21 protein-coding genes are annotated in these 18,609 nt (G+C 61.7%); 10 read left to right on the plus strand and 11 right to left on the minus strand.

The features are described 5' to 3' along the window. The 4 genes from BLR69_RS31210 to BLR69_RS20480 form a co-directional block, all read right to left on the minus strand. On the minus strand, positions 1-1,113 hold the full coding sequence (locus tag BLR69_RS31210) for a uroporphyrinogen-III C-methyltransferase (protein WP_071494587.1): 1,113 nt from the start codon (positions 1,111-1,113) through the stop codon (positions 1-3). Positions 1,114-1,131: 18 nt separating this feature from the next. Further along, positions 1,132-1,890 carry a uroporphyrinogen-III synthase gene (locus BLR69_RS31215; protein ID WP_071494588.1) on the minus strand — a complete coding sequence of 253 codons (759 nt, stop codon included), beginning with the start codon at positions 1,888-1,890 and terminating at the stop codon, positions 1,132-1,134. Then, positions 1,887-2,828, minus strand: coding sequence for a hydroxymethylbilane synthase (gene hemC / locus BLR69_RS20475; protein ID WP_058424209.1), 942 nt, complete (start codon positions 2,826-2,828; stop codon positions 1,887-1,889). The genes BLR69_RS31215 and hemC overlap by 4 nt, the downstream gene beginning before the upstream one ends. Positions 2,829-2,966: 138 nt before the next feature. Continuing rightward, positions 2,967-3,713, minus strand: coding sequence for a LytR/AlgR family response regulator transcription factor (locus tag BLR69_RS20480; protein ID WP_071494589.1), 747 nt, complete (start codon positions 3,711-3,713; stop codon positions 2,967-2,969). 506 nt (positions 3,714-4,219) lie between these two features. On the opposite strand from BLR69_RS20480, the gene argH reads away from it, so the two are divergent. Next, entirely contained in the window at positions 4,220-5,614 is a 1,395-nt protein-coding gene (argH, locus tag BLR69_RS20485) for an argininosuccinate lyase (protein ID WP_071488042.1), read from the plus strand. A 104-nt stretch (positions 5,615-5,718) separates the two neighbouring features. On the opposite strand, the gene BLR69_RS20490 is transcribed toward argH, so the two are convergent. Further along, a complete protein-coding gene (locus tag BLR69_RS20490; protein WP_033897504.1) occupies positions 5,719-6,378 on the minus strand; it encodes a glutathione S-transferase family protein in 660 nt (219 codons plus the stop codon). A gap of 126 nt (positions 6,379-6,504) precedes the next feature. Between BLR69_RS20490 and BLR69_RS20495 the strand changes: the two genes are divergently transcribed. The 3 genes from BLR69_RS20495 (at position 6,505) to BLR69_RS20505 (ending at position 10,149) form a co-directional block, all read left to right on the plus strand. Continuing rightward, positions 6,505-6,789: a hypothetical protein gene (locus BLR69_RS20495; protein ID WP_010207441.1), complete on the plus strand. Its 285-nt coding sequence runs from the start codon at positions 6,505-6,507 to the stop codon at positions 6,787-6,789. Between the two features lie 96 nt (positions 6,790-6,885). Continuing rightward, complete coding sequence (locus tag BLR69_RS20500; RefSeq protein ID WP_010207442.1) at positions 6,886-7,140, plus strand: TIGR02647 family protein; 255 nt, start codon at positions 6,886-6,888, stop codon at positions 7,138-7,140. A gap of 168 nt (positions 7,141-7,308) precedes the next feature. Continuing rightward, entirely contained in the window at positions 7,309-10,149 is a 2,841-nt protein-coding gene (locus tag BLR69_RS20505; RefSeq protein ID WP_071494590.1) for a class I adenylate cyclase, read from the plus strand. Here the strand turns inward: BLR69_RS20505 and rnk are convergent. From rnk to cyaY, 3 genes are all read right to left on the minus strand, one after another. After that, positions 10,146-10,559 (minus strand): nucleoside diphosphate kinase regulator, encoded by a 414-nt coding sequence (rnk, locus tag BLR69_RS20510; RefSeq protein ID WP_058424215.1) that lies wholly within the window; start codon positions 10,557-10,559, stop codon positions 10,146-10,148. The genes BLR69_RS20505 and rnk overlap by 4 nt on opposite strands. 130 nt (positions 10,560-10,689) lie before the next feature. After that, the gene (locus BLR69_RS20515; RefSeq protein WP_071494810.1) at positions 10,690-10,908 is read right to left on the minus strand and encodes a DUF1289 domain-containing protein; all 219 of its coding nucleotides are present in this window, start codon (positions 10,906-10,908) and stop codon (positions 10,690-10,692) included. Positions 10,909-10,910: 2 nt separating this feature from the next. Further along, entirely contained in the window at positions 10,911-11,243 is a 333-nt protein-coding gene (gene cyaY, locus BLR69_RS20520; RefSeq protein WP_058424216.1) for an iron donor protein CyaY, read from the minus strand. Positions 11,244-11,481: 238 nt separating this feature from the next. Between cyaY and lptM the strand changes: the two genes are divergently transcribed. The 6 genes from lptM to BLR69_RS20555 are packed head-to-tail and all read left to right on the plus strand — an operon-like array spanning position 11,482 to position 16,067. Continuing rightward, the gene (gene lptM / locus BLR69_RS20530) at positions 11,482-11,652 is read left to right on the plus strand and encodes an LPS translocon maturation chaperone LptM (protein ID WP_010207449.1); all 171 of its coding nucleotides are present in this window, start codon (positions 11,482-11,484) and stop codon (positions 11,650-11,652) included. A 9-nt stretch (positions 11,653-11,661) separates the two neighbouring features. Beyond that, positions 11,662-12,909, plus strand: coding sequence for a diaminopimelate decarboxylase (lysA, locus tag BLR69_RS20535; RefSeq protein WP_071494591.1), 1,248 nt, complete (start codon positions 11,662-11,664; stop codon positions 12,907-12,909). 3 nt (positions 12,910-12,912) lie between these two features. Further along, positions 12,913-13,743 (plus strand): diaminopimelate epimerase, encoded by an 831-nt coding sequence (gene dapF / locus BLR69_RS20540; RefSeq protein WP_071494592.1) that lies wholly within the window; start codon positions 12,913-12,915, stop codon positions 13,741-13,743. A gap of 13 nt (positions 13,744-13,756) precedes the next feature. Then, complete coding sequence (locus BLR69_RS20545) at positions 13,757-14,473, plus strand: DUF484 family protein (RefSeq protein ID WP_071494593.1); 717 nt, start codon at positions 13,757-13,759, stop codon at positions 14,471-14,473. Between the two features lie 2 nt (positions 14,474-14,475). Next, positions 14,476-15,375 (plus strand): tyrosine recombinase XerC, encoded by a 900-nt coding sequence (gene xerC, locus BLR69_RS20550; RefSeq protein WP_058424219.1) that lies wholly within the window; start codon positions 14,476-14,478, stop codon positions 15,373-15,375. Beyond that, the gene (locus tag BLR69_RS20555) at positions 15,372-16,067 is read left to right on the plus strand and encodes an HAD family hydrolase (RefSeq protein WP_071494594.1); all 696 of its coding nucleotides are present in this window, start codon (positions 15,372-15,374) and stop codon (positions 16,065-16,067) included. Before xerC ends, BLR69_RS20555 begins: the two co-directional genes overlap by 4 nt. A gap of 122 nt (positions 16,068-16,189) precedes the next feature. Here the strand turns inward: BLR69_RS20555 and sutA are convergent, their stop codons facing one another. From sutA to BLR69_RS20570, 3 genes are all read right to left on the minus strand, one after another. Continuing rightward, positions 16,190-16,516 carry a transcriptional regulator SutA gene (gene sutA / locus BLR69_RS20560; RefSeq protein WP_015886504.1) on the minus strand — a complete coding sequence of 109 codons (327 nt, stop codon included), beginning with the start codon at positions 16,514-16,516 and terminating at the stop codon, positions 16,190-16,192. A gap of 103 nt (positions 16,517-16,619) precedes the next feature. Continuing rightward, positions 16,620-17,045, minus strand: a complete 426-nt coding sequence (locus BLR69_RS20565; protein ID WP_010567185.1) for a secondary thiamine-phosphate synthase enzyme YjbQ — start codon at positions 17,043-17,045, stop codon at positions 16,620-16,622. Positions 17,046-17,256: 211 nt separating this feature from the next. Continuing rightward, positions 17,257-18,594: an ammonium transporter gene (locus BLR69_RS20570; protein ID WP_071494595.1), complete on the minus strand. Its 1,338-nt coding sequence runs from the start codon at positions 18,592-18,594 to the stop codon at positions 17,257-17,259. Positions 18,595-18,609: the final 15 nt, after the last annotated feature.

Raw genomic sequence — 18,609 nt, forward strand, 5'->3', positions numbered from 1 at the left:
CTACTCCTGCTTCGCCGGCGTCGCCGCCGCCTTGGCTTCGTCGGCTGACAGATGACGCCGCTCAAGGTACGCCTGCACGGCCGCCAGGCTCGCAGCCAGGTCCGGCGTCACCACCGACACCGCCTTGGGCTCAAGCTCGGCGATACGTGCCAGCATCGCCTTGCTCTGCGGGTTGTCCTGGTTGAAGTTGTCCTGCAAGACGCTACGCGCTTCGCCCAGGGAGCGGCTGTAGACCGCCGACTCACCATTGAGCGCAGCCCATTGTGCTTGCTCCAGGGCCAGGCTCAGGGCCAGGCGCACCTGGTTCAAGCCTTGGCCGGCCAGCAGCGGACGAATGTTGTCGTCCGGGTTGAAGTCGATGCGGAAGTAGCGGGAAATCTGCTCCCACCACTGGCTCCAGCGGCTTTCGGTGTCCGAGGTGGGGCGCCCTTGGGAGGCCGGCTCGGTCAATTGGTACTCTGGAGCGATGGCCGCCAGTTGCACGACTTGATCGCGCAAGGCCGCCAATTGCAGGTACAGCCCGGTGCGGTCCGGCTGCTCGGTGCTGCGCAGCGCGGCAAGGCTCTTGGCCAATTGCTCGCGGGCAGCGTAGGAGCCGGGATCGCTTTGTTCGCGAAGAATCTCGTCGGCACCCTGCACCAGCGCCTGCGCACTGTTGATGTCCTGAAGGGCAGACAGACGCAGGCTCGCCAGGCGAATCAAGTGTTCGGCCTCAGCAAGACGCCAATCCTTGCGGCTGGCGCCCAGCACGGTTTCCAGGCGCTGGCTCAGGCGTTGCTGGTCGCCCTGCAACTGGGCCACCAGGCGACGGCGCTCCTCCAGCTCATCCGCACCCGGCAACTGCGCCAGGCGCGCCGCCAGTTGTTGCTGGCTTTGCTTGAGGGACTGGGACTGGTCATCGAGGGTCTGCACCTGGCCCAACTGCTGTTGGCTGCTGGCTTGCAGGGCGCGGACCTGCCAGATCCCCCAACCGCCGGCGGCAACACCGGCGGCGCCGAGCAGCAGGGCGATGATTGCCAGGCCATTGCCACGGCGCAGCGCGGTGACCGGTGACTCAACCGGCGCATCAAGCGCGGGTTGGGTTTCATCTTTAGGCAAGGCTGTTTCGCTCACGTATCCGTCCTTTGCGTTTCAGAGAGTGGGAACGGTATAGCTCCGTATCGCCACTAACAAAGCCGCGGCACTCGCACCACGACAATCCACAACTTTTTCTGCACCGGCGGCCCGCGCCATCTCCTGGACTCGCGGGCTCGGCACGAACAACGGTAGCTGTGCCACTTGCGGCCAATCGGCTCCGGCCAGGGCTTGCAGGTGTAAAAAACCCTGCCCACTGCTGACCACCAGGCCGTTCAAGCGTTCCAACTGGATGCGTTGCATCAGTACCCCGGCGTCGTAGGCCGGCAGGAAACGGCGATACAACTCCAGGTAGTCGACACTAGCACCTTGCTCACGCAAACGCTCCGCCAGCAGCTCACGACCACCCTCGCCTCGCAGGATCAAGACCTGGGCATCAGGGCGTGCGATAGCCTCGCGCAACGCAGGCAATTGAAGCAAGGCCTCGCTGTCGTCGCCAGTGGGGGGATAGTGAAAGTTGAGGCCGTGATCAGCCAATACCTGCGCGGTGGCGGCGCCGACACTGAACCATGGCAACTGCGGCCATGGGCGATCCAGCTGCGCGACCGCAAGTCGCGCCGCCGGCTTGCTCACTACGATCACCGCGCAGTAGCGGCTCAGGTCATGGAAGACAGCCTGCTGTTCCGGAGTGACAGGCAGCGGCTCAATATCCAGCAACGGCAAGCTGCTGCTGAAAATCCCCGCTTCCGACAACGTGGCCGCCAGGGCCATCGACTCCTCGGCAGGCCGCGTCAGCAGCACACGCCATTCGGTCACTGCGGGCCGGCCTCGCCGTAGACTTTTTGCAGAATGGCACCGGCGCCCTTCTCCAGCAGCGCTTCAGCCACCTGGATACCGAGGGCCGTGGCATCACGTTGCGGACCACGGACCTCGGCGGTCAGCAGGGTGCCGCCTTCCGGATCACCCACCAGGCCACGCAACCACAGGTTTTCACCTTCGAGCACGGCGTAGCAGGCGATCGGCACCTGGCAACCACCATTAAGGTGCTTGTTCAGGGCGCGCTCGGCCGTGACGCGCACCTCGGTATCGTGGTGATCGAGGGGTTTGAGCAGGGCATGGATTTCGCTGTCGGCGGTGCGGCATTCGATACCCACAGCGCCTTGTCCACCCGCGGGAAGGCTATCCTCGACGCTGATGGCTGAGGTGATACGGTCTTCAAAGCCCAGGCGGATCAAGCCGGCGGCGGCGAGAATGATTGCGTCATATTCACCGGCGTCCAACTTCGCCAAGCGGGTGTTGACGTTGCCGCGCAGGAAGCGAATCTGCAGGTCCGGGCGGCGAGTCAGCAGCTGTGCCTGGCGGCGCAGGCTCGACGTACCGACGATGCTGCCCAGGGGCAACTCATCCAACGATGCGTACGTGTTGGAAACGAAGGCGTCACGCGGGTCTTCACGCTCGCAGATGCAAAACAGGCCCAGGCCTTCGGGAAAGTCCATGGGTACATCTTTCATCGAATGCACGGCGATGTCGGCTTCGTTTTCCAGCAGCGCGGTTTCCAGCTCCTTGACGAACAGGCCCTTGCCGCCGATCTTCGACAGGGGCGAGTCGAGCAGCTTGTCGCCGCGACTGACCATGGGCACCAGGGACACCTTTAGGCCAGGGTGGGCCTGCTCAAGGCGTGCTTTGACGTATTCGGCCTGCCACAAGGCCAGGGCGCTTTTACGGGTGGCGATGCGGATTTCGCGAGAGGACATGGATCAATCCGTACTGAATAGATACGGCAGATAATAACAGCTCAGGCAAATACGCTTTGATTTGAATCAGCAAGTGCGGGGCCTCCCTGGCCACGTCGCACCGGGATATGGAGTGCAGGCCTCGCTACAGCCCGTGGGCTAAAGCTGCTGCATCATCTTGCGCACACCGGCCACATGCCGTCGGCTGACGATCAACGCGTCGCCGTTAAGGCCTTTGAGGAATAGCTGGAAATGCCCCAGGGGCGTGCGCTGCAAACGCTCGATGCGCTCACGGGCCACCAGCGCGTTGCGGTGGATACGCACGAAGCGGTCGCCAAACTCATCCTCAAGCGCCTTCAGCGGCTCATCGAGCAACACTTCGCCGCCCTGATGACGCAGCGTCACATACTTGTGATCGGCAATAAAATAGACCACTTCACCCAGCGGGATAAGTTCGATGCCTTTGCGGGTACGTGCACTGATATGGCTGCGTGGCCCGTTACCACTTTGGGCGGCAGGCTGAGTCAAGGCGGCAAGCTGGACGCGGGTTGGGCGCTCAGCCTTTTTGAGGGCCTTGAGCAAGGCGTCGCCCACCACCGGTTTGGTGAGGAAGCTGACACCGCTGGCTTCCAGCGTTTCCGCGGAAAGCTCTTCACCGGTTGCGCAAAACACCACGGCAGGTGGCGACTCTCGCTCGCTCAATCGAGCCGCAACTTGCAAGCCATCGAGGCCCGGCATACGGATATCGAGCAACACCACATCCGGCTTGAGGCTGTCGATCAGCGTCAACGCCTCTTCGCCCGTGGTGGCGCTCGGCTCTAATACTGCGTAACCCTCGAGTTCACTGACCAGACGGCTCAGTCGCTCGCGGGCTTGGGGTTCGTCATCAACGATCAGGACATTCATATTGCGCTGGATTCCTGCGTGAGTCTCGCACAAGGATAGCGTAGACAGGTGCGGTGACTTGCGTCACAGCGATCCACGCTAAGACTAGCGCGAGCGGCAAAAAGTGCCCTGAGAGTGGCACCCATATTTACCCGGACCTGTTCAATAGCGCCCAAGACCTGCTGCCTTCGGGCATCGTCGTAGGGTTTGCTGATACACAATCCGAATACCCCCCTTTTTTAATGGATAGTCTGGGCTCTGACCGCATCACCCGACTTTGGTGCATTCACACACTATCAGTCCAACTGTAGACGCTCGCTGAGACGACATTGCTCAATCGTCAAATATCGTTTCAATAAAGCCCCTTCGCTCAGTCTCGTCCTGGACGCGGTCGGCGGCAAGGCACTTAGCCATCCTTTGCACAAATAAAAATGCCGACGACCCGCAGCACCGCGTCCACGGGCAACCCTGTTATTATCGCCGGCACACTTCCATGCCTCTTTATTAAGCAGATCACGAGCGAATCCATGAGCACCGACAAGACCAACCAGTCCTGGGGCGGCCGCTTCAGTGAACCCGTCGACGCCTTCGTCGCCCGCTTCACCGCCTCCGTCACCTTCGACCAGCGCCTGTACCGCCACGACATCATGGGCTCCATCGCCCACGCGACGATGCTGGCCAAGGTCGGCGTGCTGACCGATGCCGAGCGCGATAGCATCATCGACGGCCTGACCACCATCCGTGGCGAGATCGAGGCCGGCACGTTCGACTGGCGCGTCGACCTGGAAGACGTGCACATGAACATCGAGGCCCGCCTCACCGACCGCATCGGTGTGACCGGCAAGAAGCTGCACACCGGCCGTAGCCGCAACGACCAGGTGGCCACTGATATCCGCCTGTGGCTGCGTGACGAAATCGACCTGATCCTGTCCGAAATCACCCGCCTGCAGAAAGGTTTGCTGGAGCAGGCCGAGCGTGAGTCGGACACCATCATGCCGGGTTTCACTCACCTGCAGACCGCGCAACCGGTGACCTTCGGCCACCACCTGCTGGCCTGGTTCGAAATGCTCAGCCGTGACTACGAGCGCCTGGTGGACTGCCGCAAACGTGCCAACCGCATGCCTCTGGGCAGCGCCGCACTGGCTGGCACCACTTACCCGATCGACCGCGAGTACACCGCACAATTGCTGGGCTTCGACGCCGTTGGCGGCAACTCGCTGGATGGCGTATCGGACCGTGACTTCGCCATCGAATTCTGTGCCGCCGCCAGCATCGCGATGATGCACCTGTCGCGCTTCTCCGAAGAGCTGGTGCTGTGGACCAGCGCGCAATTCCAGTTCATCGACCTGCCGGACCGCTTCTGCACCGGCAGCTCGATCATGCCGCAAAAGAAAAACCCCGACGTGCCCGAGTTGGTGCGTGGCAAGAGCGGCCGCGTGTTCGGCGCCTTGATGGGCCTGCTGACCCTGATGAAAGGCCAACCCCTGGCCTACAACAAGGACAACCAGGAAGACAAGGAGCCGCTATTCGACGCCGCCGACACCCTGCGCGACTCCCTGCGCGCGTTTGCCGACATGATTCCGGCGATCAAGCCCAAGCACGCGATCATGCGTGAAGCAGCGCTGCGCGGGTTCTCCACCGCGACCGACCTGGCGGACTATCTGGTGCGCCGTGGCCTGCCGTTCCGCGATTGCCACGAAATCGTCGGCCATGCCGTGAAGTACGGCGTGGACACCGGCAAGGACCTGGCGGAAATGAGCCTGGAAGAACTGCGCCAGTTCAGCGACCAGATCGAGCAGGACGTGTTTGCCGTGCTGACCCTGGAAGGTTCGGTGAATGCCCGTAACCACGTGGGCGGCACCGCGCCGGCGCAGGTGAAGGCAGCCGTCGTACGCGGCCAGGCCCTGCTCGCCAGCCGCTAAAAGCTTCGCGAGCAAGCCCGCATTCGACTGCATTCCAAGTGTGGAACGCGGTCAAGTGTGGGAGCGGGCTTGCTCGCGAAGGCGTCACCACAGGCACCTACCCTCTATTTCTTGGCAGCAATCATCGCCATAAATGCCGGCATCGCCGCCTCCCTGTCCGCTGCCACCTTCTGGGCATTGGGCATTGCATGCAGCCTGTCCAACAACGCCTTGGCCTTTGGCATCTCAGCCAGCCAATCCAGCCCAAACAGCTTCTCGCCCACCGCGCAGGCGAGGTTCACGCTGTACATGAAATACAAATCGGCAATCGTGAAGCTCTCCCCAGCGACATAAGGCGCGAACTTGCCGTGCCTGCCCAATGAACCAAAACCCAACAACAATTCGGCCTTGGACTTCTCCTTGATCGCCTCCGGCACCGGCATGCCGAAAAACGCTTCGGCAAAACACGCGCGAGCAGGCAACTCGATGTACAGCTCGATTTCCCGGCACAGCGCCAGCACCTGTGCACGCTGGAATGGCTCGGCCGGGAGCAGCGCGGGCCCTTCCTGGGTATGCTCGATGTATTCAAGGATCACACTGGTTTCGTTGATAAAACCCTGTTTCACGCCCAGCACCGGCACCTTGCCTCGCGGGCTCACCGCCAGGGCCTCCGGGGTTTGGCCCGCGTAAAAAGGCACCTCTTCGAACGGCAGCCCTTTCTCCAGCAGCGCCAGCTTGACCATGTTGTAGTAGTTGCTGACCGAAAATCCGTAGAGCTTGAGCATTGCGAGTGCCTCCAGGCCGGGAATGGGGTTGGCTGCAAGGGTTATAGCTCCCAGGGCCCGGCCTTGCCAGCAGCATCAGCCGCCTGAATGGGGGTAGACTGACGCCCTTTCCTTGAGGAGCCTGCCATGAGCGAGCCGACCGATATCGACAACGACGAAGAAGAATTCGCCGAAACCACCCTGATCGAAGCGATCGAAAACCAGATCGAGAGCGAAAACCCGCCGGCGGCCAAAGCCACGTTCAACAAGCTGACCCTGGTGGGTTACGAGCGTGAAGAGATCCTGCAACTGATGGCCCATGTGCTGGCTGTCGAAATCGATGCGCTGCTGGAAGAGGACCGCGCGTTCAATACCGAATGGTATGAAACTGCACTGCGCGCCCTGCCGGAATTGCCTCCGGAAAAGCAATAATCCAGGGGCGCAGCAACACGCTGGACAGTTCGGCAAAGTGCGTTCACCTTATGGCCTGCTAGCCTCTAATAAATTCTTAGAAAGTCTGGAGTCCTTATGTCGTATACCCCTGAGTTGGTTGCCGAACTGGAAATCCTTGTACTCTTCCCATTGGACAGCACCAAGGAAGGTCTGAAAGTCCACCAGACCGCCGCGCCCACTGCCATCGCCGCTGCCAAGCGCCTGCACGCGAAAGGACTTATCGACCAGCCGGACGGGGGCTACCTGACCAGCCTTGGCCGGGACGCTGCCGAACAAGCCCAGACCCTGCTGACTATCTTGACCACTGCCACCACCAAAGAAGCCGCCTGATACCTGACACCGCCCATGGAGTCCGCCCCGTGCGGATTCCGAGGGCGTTGCCGTGCACGCGCAAAAATTCTGACGTCAAAAACCATTTCCCTCTAAACCTCCTACGCTACTGGCTGTAAACTCCTACACGGCTGCCCACGTCGGGCCCTGCGAGCCACCGACCTCGACATGACCCGCACCCATGAAATCCGCCCCGACCTGGACGAAGGCATCGACCGCAAGGTGCTGGCCCAATTACGCGCGCGTTTCATGGCCCTCAACGAAGGCCGCATGGCCCGGGCTGTCGAAGGGCTGACACCGCGTCAGCAAAGCGTGCTGACCTTGTTGCCGCTGTTCTTCCACGTCAATCATCCGCTGCTGCCTGGCTATGTGTCGGGCAGTACACCGGCCGGCCTGTCGAATTTCGAGCCCGACGCCCAGGCGCTGACCGAAGCCCAGCGCCTGACCCGCTCGTTCTCCTACAAGCCACGCCACGGCAACCCACCACGGCCGATCCACGGCCTGTTCCTCATGGGTAGCCTTGGCACCCTGGCCCAGGCCGACCAGAGCGACATGGACGTGTGGGTGTGTCACGCCCCCGACCTCGGCGAAAACGAACTGGCCGAACTGCGCAAGAAGTGCCAACTGCTGGAAGCCTGGGCCTTGACCATGGGCGCCGAGGCACACTTCTTCCTGATCGAGCCGACACGCTTCGTGCTCGGTGAGCGCGACACGCAACTGAGTTCCGACGATTGCGGCACCACCCAGCATTACCTGCTGCTGGACGAGTTCTACCGCACCGCCATCTGGCTGGCCGGGCGTACGCCGATCTGGTGGCTGGTGCCGGTGTATGAAGAGACTCGTTATGCCGAGTTCACCCACACGCTGATTTCCAAGCGCTTTATCCGCGCCGACGAAACCCTGGACCTTGGTCACCTGGCGCGCATCCCCCCGGGCGAGTTCATCGGCGCCGGGCTGTGGCAACTATTCAAGGGCATCGAGTCGCCCTACAAGTCGGTGCTCAAGCTGCTGCTGACCGAGGTCTACGCCAGCGAACACCCGAACGTGCATTGCCTGAGCCTGCGCTTCAAGCGGGCGGTATTCGCCAACCAGATGGATCTGGATGAGCTGGACCCGTACATCGTGGTGTACCGCCGCATCGAGGAATACCTCAAGGCCCGCAACGAGCCCGAGCGCCTGGAACTGGTGCGGCGCGCGCTGTACCTGAAGGTCAACCGCAAGCTCAGCGCCGGCCAGCGCAGCACCAGCTGGCAACGCCTGCTGCTGGAGCGCCTGGCCCATGAGTGGGGCTGGGACCAACGCCAACTGACGCTGCTGGACAGCCGCAGCCAATGGAAAGTGCGTCAGGTTGCTTCCGAGCGCCGGGCGCTGGTCAACGAGCTCAATTACAGCTATCGCTTCCTGACCCAGTTCGCCCGCACCGAACAGACCGTCAGCCTGATCAACAAGCGCGACCTCAATGTGCTGGGCCGGCGCCTGTACGCCGCCTTTGAACGCAAGGCCGGCAAAGTCGAGTTCATCAACCCCGGCATCGCCCCGGATTTGGCCGAAGACACCCTGACCCTGGTGCAATCACCCAATCGCAAGGAGCCGGGCCAGCACCACTGGGGCCTGTACAACGGTAACCTCACAGCCCTGGAGTGGGAGCACTTCGCGCCGATCAAGCGCAGCCGCGATCTGCTGGAGATGCTCACCTGGTGCCATCGCAATGGTGTGATCGACAGCAGCACGCGCCTGGCCCTGCACCCCGGCACCAGCGACATGACCGAGTTCGAGCTGTTCAACCTGCTGGGCAGCCTGCAACAGAGCATCGCCCTGCCCCTGGCCAGCGTCGATGAAGAACGCCTGCTGCGCTCGGCGGTGCCCGAGGAAGTGTTGCTGCTGATCAACGTCGGCGTCGACCCGCTCAAGCATCACCGCGACCTGAACATTCTGATGACCACCGAGCGCACCGACTCCCTGAGCTATGCCGGGGTGCGCGACAACCTGGTGCTGACGCTGGACCAAGTCACGCTCAATAGCTGGAACGAGGTGATGGTCAGCCGCTACGACGGCCCTCACGCCCTGCTCGACTGCCTGCGCGACTACCTCAACCAATTGCCGGCGGACCATCTGCCACGGCTGCGGGTGCGCTGCTTCTGTCACAACCGTGCGCAGTTCATTGCCCAGCGCGTGGAAGAAATCTTCGACACCGCCCAGAACCTGCTGCTCGGTCAGGGCAATCACCGTTACCTGCTCCAGGTACAGCAGCACTATCACGTGATGGAGCTGATACCGGGCCAGGCCACGCACGTGTCACTGCCGACTCAGGAGACGCTGATCGCCTACCTCAGCGAAGAATTGGCCAGCTACAGCCCATTGCACCTGGATGCCATGGCCCTGGAAGACCACGACCTGGCGCTGCTGCTACCGATGGGCCAGGCCGATTGTGTGCAGGTGTTTTACCGGGTCAACGAGGGCTTTGCCGAGCTGTATGTGCTGGATGAATTCAACGCGCTGTGGCAACAGCGCTTGCCGTTCCATGACGAACAGAGCCTGCTGGCGCCGTTGCAGCGTTTCTTGCAGTCGATCATTTATCGCCGCGACGCGCTGTCACCGCTGGACCCGCATGAGCCACTGGGCGCAGTGCAAACCTTGTATTACCAACTGTTGCCGTCGGGCAGCGGTCGCGCGCGCGGCATCGAGCCTCGTCCTGCGCCGTTGAACCCGGCGAACAAACCGTTCTATGACGTGCAGGCGATTATCGGCAAGGCAGCGCTGGGCCAGGTGGGGATCACCCTGTACTGCAATCAGCGGGAGTTTTCCGAGCTGGAATTTGGCGACCAGCTGTTTGCAGTGGTCGCTCAGGAAATCGTCGGGCAACGCCGGGAGCCCGAACGTTACCGCTGCTACATCACCGACCTCGACCTGTCCGGCCTGCTCGGTGATGTGCAAAGCCCAAGCAACCTTTATCTGCGTTACAAGGCCGAACTTGAGCTGTCGCTCAACGAGGCGCTGGGCCAGATTTAAAGGGGGAAGGCACCGCCGTCTTTGGGCTGGCCTTCAACACTGAGCAATTCCAGCTTGAGTGTCTTGCCACCCGGGGCCGGCCAGTCGATGTGCTGGCCAACCTGCAGACCCAGCAAGGCGCTGCCTACCGGCGCCAGGATCGAGATCTTGCCTTCATCGGCATTGGCGTCTTTCGGGTAGACCAGGGTCAGGTGGTAGTCCTTGCCGCTGCCTTGCTCACGGCAATGCACACTGGAGTTCATGGTCACGACACCCGCAGGCACTTCATCGTGGCCAACCACTTCTTCGGCGCGGTCGAGTTCGGCTTGCAACGCTTCGACGCCGGGAGATTCGTCGCCCAGGCGGTCGATCAGTTGCTCCAGACGCTGCACGTCAAGACGGGTGAGGATGATGGACGGTGCGGTGGTCATGATTCAGGCAGACTCCTTTTTTCTGCACAAAAAAGCAAAACCCCGCCAGGAAAGGCGGGGTTCTCACGGGCCTCGATGAGTTGAGGCGTATCCGGACACTACCACAGCGTCACAAATAAACAAGACAGCCTCAGGCGTGGGCCCGGCGCTGCTCGGCCTCGGCGCAGATGATCCGGCGCCGTGCATCATCGGCAGAGCGCCATTCACGGATGTCTTCCACATGGCGGAAGCAGCCGAGGCAGACTTTCTGCTCGTCCAGGCGACACAAACTGATACAAGGTGACGGCACCGCCGGGCTGACATTACTGAACAGTGGCTTGGGCGGACGTACGGTTGCAGGCTGGGTCACGATCAAATCTCGTCGACGTCCAGCGCTTCGCCGGTATATTCCTCGACCAGGCGCGCAAGCATTTCGCCCAACAGTTCCTCACTTTTGTCGCACTGCCATTTGCCGCTTTCTTCGTCATAGTCGAAGTGGACGCCACCGGAACGTGCTGCCAGCCACAGCTGACGCAAAGGCTCCTGGCGGCTGAAGATCAGTTGCTGACCGCTCTCGAACTTGACGGTCAGCACGCCAGCCGAGTTTTCCAGGTCCACGTCCAGGCCGCTGTCATCGAAAATATCTTCCAGCGCCTGCTGGGTCGAATCCACCAGGTCGTGAAAACGGGCTTCGGTCAAACTCATTGTGGCAACCTCAAAAGTGTCTGGTTTTGCTCAAGCGCCGCACGATACGGGCGAGCCCCGCCGATTGCAAAGGATACCGATTCCATCGCGATTGGCGGTACGAAATATCCACGGCCAGCGTAGTCCACTTCATAACCATGTCGGCAAACCCCCGCCGGACGGGTATTCCAGCGCATAGGCAAGCTGGCGGGTGGTCGGTATACTCGGGCGCAATTAATGCATATTCAAGGATTTCGCCATGAAGCGCCTGATCTCTTCCCTTGCTGCGCTCGTCGCGGTCGCTTGCCTCGTTAGTGCCTGTGGTCAAAAAGGCCCGCTGTACCTGCCCGATGACAGCAAAGACCCGAATGAACAGGCGCAATCGTCGCAAAAACCATCCAAAGCGCATAAGCACGACACCTACGAATAAGGGTACTCCATGGACGCTTTTAACTACCGGGACGGCGAGCTGTTCGCGGAAGGCGTGGCGTTGTCCGCGATTGCCCAGCGCTTTGGCACCCCGACCTATGTGTACTCCCGTGCGCATATCGAAGCCCAGTACCGCTCGTTCACCGATGCGCTCGACGGCGTGCCGCACCTGGTGTGCTACGCGGTCAAGGCCAACTCCAACCTGGGTGTACTGAATGTCCTGGCGCGTCTGGGCGCTGGTTTCGACATCGTCTCCCGTGGTGAGTTGGAACGTGTATTGGCGGCTGGCGGCAAGGCGGACAAGATCGTGTTCTCCGGCGTCGGCAAGACCCGCGAAGACATGCGTCGCGCCCTGGAAGTCGGCGTGCATTGCTTCAACATCGAATCCACCGACGAACTCGAGCGCCTGCAGGTCGTGGCCGCCGAGATGGGCGTTCGCGCGCCGATCTCCCTGCGCGTCAACCCGGACGTCGACGCCGGCACCCACCCGTACATTTCCACCGGTCTCAAAGAGAACAAGTTCGGCATCGCCATCGCCGACGCCGAAGACGTGTACATCCGCGCCGCCCAACTGCCGAACCTGGAAGTGCTGGGCGTCGACTGCCATATCGGCTCGCAACTGACCAGCCTGCCACCGTTCCTGGATGCCCTCGACCGCCTGCTGGCGCTGATCGACCGTCTCGGCGAATGCGGCATCTACCTGCACCACATCGACCTCGGTGGTGGTGTAGGCGTGCGTTATCGCGACGAAGAGCCGCCGCTGATTGCCGACTATATCCAGGCCGTGCGCGAGCGCATCGAAGGCCGCGACCTGACGCTGATGTTCGAACCGGGCCGCTATATCGTCGCCAACGCGGGCGTGCTGCTGACCCAGGTCGAGTACCTCAAGCACACCGAGCACAAAGACTTCGCCATCGTCGACGCGGCGATGAACGACCTGATCCGCCCGGCGCTGTACCAGGCCTGGATGAATGTCACCGCCGTGACGCCTCGCGCCAGCGAAGCCCGCGCCTACGACATCGTCGGCCCGATCTGCGAGACCGGCGACTTCCTGGCCAAGGATCGTCAGCTGGCCCTGGAAGAAGGCGATCTGCTGGCCGTGCATTCGGCCGGTGCCTATGGGTTTGTCATGAGTTCCAACTACAACACCCGCGGGCGTACCGCCGAGGTGCTGGTGGACGGTGATCAAGCGTTTGAAGTGCGTCGCCGCGAGACGGTAGCCGAGTTGTATGCTGGCGAAAGCCTGCTGCCGGAGTAAGCCATGCTGCTGCGTTTTACCAAGATGCACGGGCTGGGCAATGATTTCATGGTCCTCGACCTGGTCAGCCAGCACGCGCATATCCTGCCCAAGCACGCTAAACAGTGGGGCGACCGTCACACCGGCATTGGTTTCGACCAGTTGCTGATTGTCGAGGCGCCAACCAACCCGGAGGTGGATTTCCGTTATCGGATCTTCAACTCCGACGGTTCCGAAGTGGAACAGTGCGGCAACGGTGCGCGCTGCTTCGCGCGCTTTGTGCTGGACAAGCGCCTGACCGCCAAGCGACAGATCCGCGTCGAGACCAAGAGCGGCGTGATCGAGCTGGATATCCGCAGTGATGGCCAGATCAGCGTCAACATGGGCGCGCCACGCCTGGTGCCGGCGGATATTCCGTTCCAGGCCACCGAGCAAGCTGTCAGCTACGCCCTGGACGTTGATGGCAAGACCGTCGACATCGCTGCCGTGTCCATGGGCAACCCCCACGCGGTGCTGCGGGTCAACGACATCAACAACGCGCCCGTGCATGAATTGGGGCCGAAGATCGAACACCACCCGCGCTTTCCGGCGCGGGTCAACGTGGGCTTCCTGCAGGTGATCGACCGTTCCCGCGCGCAATTGCGTGTGTGGGAACGCGGCGCCGGCGAAACCCAGGCCTGCGGTACCGGTGCATGCGCCGCTGCCGTGGCCGCGATCAGCCAGGGGTGGATGGATTCGCCGCTGCTGATCGACCTGCCCGGTGGACGCTTGTCCATCGAGTGGGCAGGCCCTGGCCACCCGGTGATGATGACCGGGCCGGCCTCGCGCGTATACGAAGGACAGGTCCGTCTATGAGTGAGCCAAGCCAATGACCGATAAGCCTCAAGTACCCGCACCCGCTACCCCGAGCGACAGCCTGGAGGCCGCCACTGTTGCGGCGTATCTTGAGGCTAACCCGGACTTCTTCGTCGAGCACGAAGAGTTACTGCCGGCACTGCGCATCCCCCATCAGCGCGGGGATACCGTGTCGCTGGTGGAGCGGCAGATGAAGATCCTGCGCGAGCGCAATATCGAAATGCGCCACAAGCTCTCGCACCTGATGGACGTCGCCCGCGACAACGATCGCCTGTTCGAGAAAACCCGCCGCCTGATCCTGACCCTGATGGACGCCACCAGCCTGGAAGAAACGGTGATCGCGGTGGAAGACAGCCTGCGCCAGGACTTCCAGGTGCCATTCGTGAGCCTGATCCTGTTCAGCGACAACCCGATGCCGGTGGGTCGATGGGTCAGCGGCAGCGACGCACAAACCGCAATCGGCGGCCTGCTGTCCGAGGGCAAGACCATCAGCGGCACGTTGCGCGAGCACGAACTGGACTTCCTGTTCGGCGCCGAACAGCGCAAGCAGATTGGCTCCACCGCCGTCGTGGCCCTCAGTCATCAAGGCCTGCATGGCGTACTGGCCATCGCCAGCCGCGATCCTCAGCACTACAAAAGCTCCGTGGGCACCTTGTTCCTGACCTACATCGCCGAAGTCCTGGGCCGCGTCCTGCCGCGGTTCACCACCGCCCTGCGCGCGGTGCGCTAGCCATGGAACGGCAACTGGACGCTTACTGCGCTCACCTGCGCAACGAGCGCCAGGTGTCGCCCCATACCCTGGAAGCCTATCGACGGGACTTGAACAAGGTTCTGGCGTACTGCGAGAAACAACGGATCGACAGCTGGAAGGCCCTGGATATCCAGGGCCTGCGCAGCCTGATCGCGCGCCTGCACCAGGCCGGCCAATCCTCGCGCAGCCTGTCGCGCCTGCTCTCGGCGGTGCGTGGGCTGTATCACTACCTGAACCGTGAAGGCCTGTGCGACCACGACCCGGCCAACGGCCTGTCGCCACCCAAGGGCGAGCGGCGCCTGCCCAAGACCCTGGACACTGACCGTGCCCTGCAACTGCTCGATGGTGCGGTCGAGGATGACTTCCTGGCCCACCGCGACCAGGCGATTTTGGAACTGTTCTATTCCTCGGGCCTGCGCCTTTCTGAGCTGACCGGCCTGAACCTGGATCAACTGGACCTGGCAGACGGCCTGGTGCAAGTGCTCGGCAAGGGCAGCAAGACCCGTGTCCTGCCGGTAGGCCGCAAGGCACGGGAGGCGTTGCAGCTGTGGTTGCCGCTGCGCCTGTTGACCAACCCGGCGGACGATGCGGTGTTCGTCAGCCAGCAAGGCCGGCGTCTTGGACCAAGGGCGATTCAGGTGCGGGTGAAGGCCGCCGGGGAGAGAGAGCTGGGGCAGAACCTGCACCCACATATGCTGCGACACTCTTTCGCCAGCCATCTGCTGGAATCGTCCCAGGACCTGCGCGCCGTGCAAGAGCTACTGGGCCACTCCGATATCAAGACCACACAGATCTATACCCATCTGGATTTCCAACACCTGGCAACGGTGTACGACAGCGCCCACCCAAGGGCCAAACGCATCAAGGACGGCGACTCATGAGTATCAAGCTGATCACCTTCGACCTGGACGACACGCTCTGGGACAACGTACCCGTCATCATCAGTGCCGAAGCATCGATGCGCGAATGGCTGGCGCTCAACGCCGCCAAAGTCGGCGATTTGCCGCTGGAGCACTTCGCCAGTCTTCGCCAGCAGGTGCTGGAGCGCCATCCTGAGCTGAAACACCGCATCAGCATCCTGCGCCACCGGGTGTTGATGCATGCGTTTGAAGAGGCTGGTTATCCACAGCCTGAGGCCACGGAAATGGCGGATGTGTGCTTCGAAGCGTTCATCCACGCGCGCCACCAGCTCACCCCGTTTCCCGAAGCCGAGCCCATGCTCAAGGCACTGCGTCAGCACTTCCTGCTGGGTGTGATCACCAACGGTAATGCGGATGTGCAGCGCGTTGGCCTCGCGGACTACTTCCATTTTGCGCTGCGCGCCGAAGATATCGGCATCGCCAAGCCGGATGCGCGGTTGTTTCAGGAGGCGTTGCAGCGTGGTGGCGTAGACGCTGGTGCGGCGGTGCATGTTGGCGATCACCCGGGGGATGATATTGCCGGGGCGCAGCAGGCGGGGTTACGGGCGGTGTGGTTTAACCCGACGGGTAAGGTATGGGAGGGAGACAAGCGACCGGATGCGCAGATTCGTAGCCTGACAGAGTTGCCGAAACTGCTGCGCAGCTGGAAGTAATACCGCAGGTCAAAATGAGGGAGGGGGCTTGCCCCCTCCCTCATTTTTTATCGCCGGTGACCTCAAACCATGAAAAAGCCCGCAGCGACGGCGGGCTTTTTCTTACAAGCAGGTGACGGACCTCAAATAGGTCGGCTGCCGTACTTGTTATCCGGCTTCTTCGGTGGGTCTGCCACCACGTTGGCCTCGACTTCCTGCACTTTGCCGCCTTTAGCGAGGAATTCTTCCATCGCACGGGCCAGGGCATCACGCTCTTTGTTCTTGGCTTCAACGCTTGGCAATTCGTCTACCGACACAGCTGCCTTGGCTTTGCCTTTGGCGGCCGGGACAGGTGCATCATCGCCACCGTCGTCGTCGGCAACGTCTTCCGCCGCCGCTTCGAGGCCTTCTTCGGTGTCGTCTTCGTCACCTACTTCGAGTTCGTCGTTTTCCAGATCATCGTCGCTCATGTTCTACCTCATGACTTGCGAAAAGCAGATTAGTTATAGCCCAGCTTCACCCTCTGTCGACGGCTGCCGGAAAAAAATCAACATCCACTGGTTAACCAGTGGCTTATGCCCCATCACCGTGCAAGGTGGCGAGGACTTTACGAGCACCGCCATGATCACGGTGCTCGCCCAGATAAACACCTTGCCAGGTCCCCATCGCCAAGCGGCCGGCCTTCACCGGCAAACTTAGCTGGCAGCCCAGGAGACTGGCCTTGAAGTGCGCCGGCAGGTCGTCCGGACCTTCGTCGTTGTGTTCGAACCCTGCGAGGCCTTGCGGCACCAGCGAATTGAAATAACGTTCGAAGTCACGGCGTACCGCCGGGTCGGCATTCTCGTTGACGGTCAACGAGGCCGAGGTGTGCTGCAGCCACAGGTGCAACAAGCCCACACGGCAGGCCTTCAATTCAGGCAAGCCGGCCAGCAACTCATCGGTTACCAGGTGAAAGCCCCGGGGCTTGGCCCGCAGGGTAATCAGGGTCTGTTGCCACATACAGTTCTCCGCCCATCGGCGCGCATTCTAGCGCGCTCAGGGAAAAAACAAAGTGCCGAATACGCCTACATGCCTGTAAGACATTGGCATGCGGAAAAGTGCCGTGTGCATCCCATCACAAACACCGCTTAAAAACCGCTAGCGCGTGTTACGACTGACAAACACCAGACAAAAAAATGCCCGGCAAGCCGGGCATCTTTTTTTCGCGTACTTACAAGTTGTAGCCGCGTTCGTTGTGTTGCGCCAGGTCGAGGCCGACCGCCTCTTCCTCTTCGGTCACCCGCAGGCCCATGACCATATCCAGCACCTTGAGGATGATGAAGGTCACGATAGCGGTGTAGATCACCGTGAAGCCGACGCCTTTGGCCTGGATCCAGACCTGTGCAGCCACGTCAGTCACCGTGCCGAAGCCGCCCAGTGCAGGGGCTGCGAACACACCGGTGAGGATCGCACCGACGATACCGCCGATACCGTGCACGCCGAATGCGTCCAGGGAGTCGTCGTAGCCCAGCTTGCGCTTGAGGCTGGTGGCGCAGAAGAAGCAGATCACGCCGGCGACCAGGCCGATCACCAGGGCGCCCATTGGACCCACGGTGCCAGCAGCCGGAGTGATTGCCACCAGGCCAGCTACCACACCCGAGGCGATGCCCAGTGCGCTTGGCTTACCGTGGGTGATCCACTCGGCGAACATCCAGCCCAGTGCCGCAGCAGCGGTAGCGATCTGGGTGACCAGCATCGCCATGCCGGCAGTGCCGTTGGCCGCAGCGGCCGAGCCGGCGTTAAAGCCGAACCAGCCGATCCACAACATGGCCGCGCCGATCAGGGTGTAACCGAGATTGTGCGGTGCCATCGGGGTGGTCGGGAAGCCTTTACGCTTGCCGAGCACGATGCACGCCACCAGGCCAGCCACACCGGCGTTGATGTGCACCACGGTGCCGCCAGCGAAGTCCAGTACACCCCAGTCGCCCAGCAAAGAGCCCGGACCGCCCCACACCATGTGGGCAATCGGTGCGTACACCAGGGTGAACCAGACACCCATGAAAATCAGCATCGCGGAGAACTTCATGCGCTCGGCGAAAGCACCGACGATCAGCGCCGGAGTGATGATGGCAAAGGTCATCTGAAAGGTGACGAACACCGCCTCAGGGAACAACGCCGCAGGGCCGGTGATGCTCGCCGGAGTCACACCCGAGAGGAACAGCTTGGACAAGCCGCCCACGAACGAGTTGAAGTTGACAACGCCTGCTTCCATACCAGTGGTATCGAACGCCATGCTGTAGCCGTAGACGAACCACAAGATGGTGATCAGGCCAGTGATGGCGAAGCACTGCATCATCACGGAAAGAATGTTTTTGGAGCGCACCATGCCGCCGTAGAACAGCGCCAGGCCTGGAATGGTCATGAACAGCACCAGCGCGGTGGATGTGAGCATCCACGCCGTGTCGCCGGAATTGAGGACTGGAGCCGCCACTTCGTCTGCCGCCATGGCCAGGCTTGGCATTACGATGGACAACAGGGCTCCGAGCCCTGCGAATTTACGCAGAGTCATATTGTTTTCTCCTGG

This window comes from Pseudomonas azotoformans, assembly GCF_900103345.1.
Taxonomy (GTDB): Bacteria; Pseudomonadota; Gammaproteobacteria; order Pseudomonadales; family Pseudomonadaceae; genus Aquipseudomonas; species Aquipseudomonas azotoformans.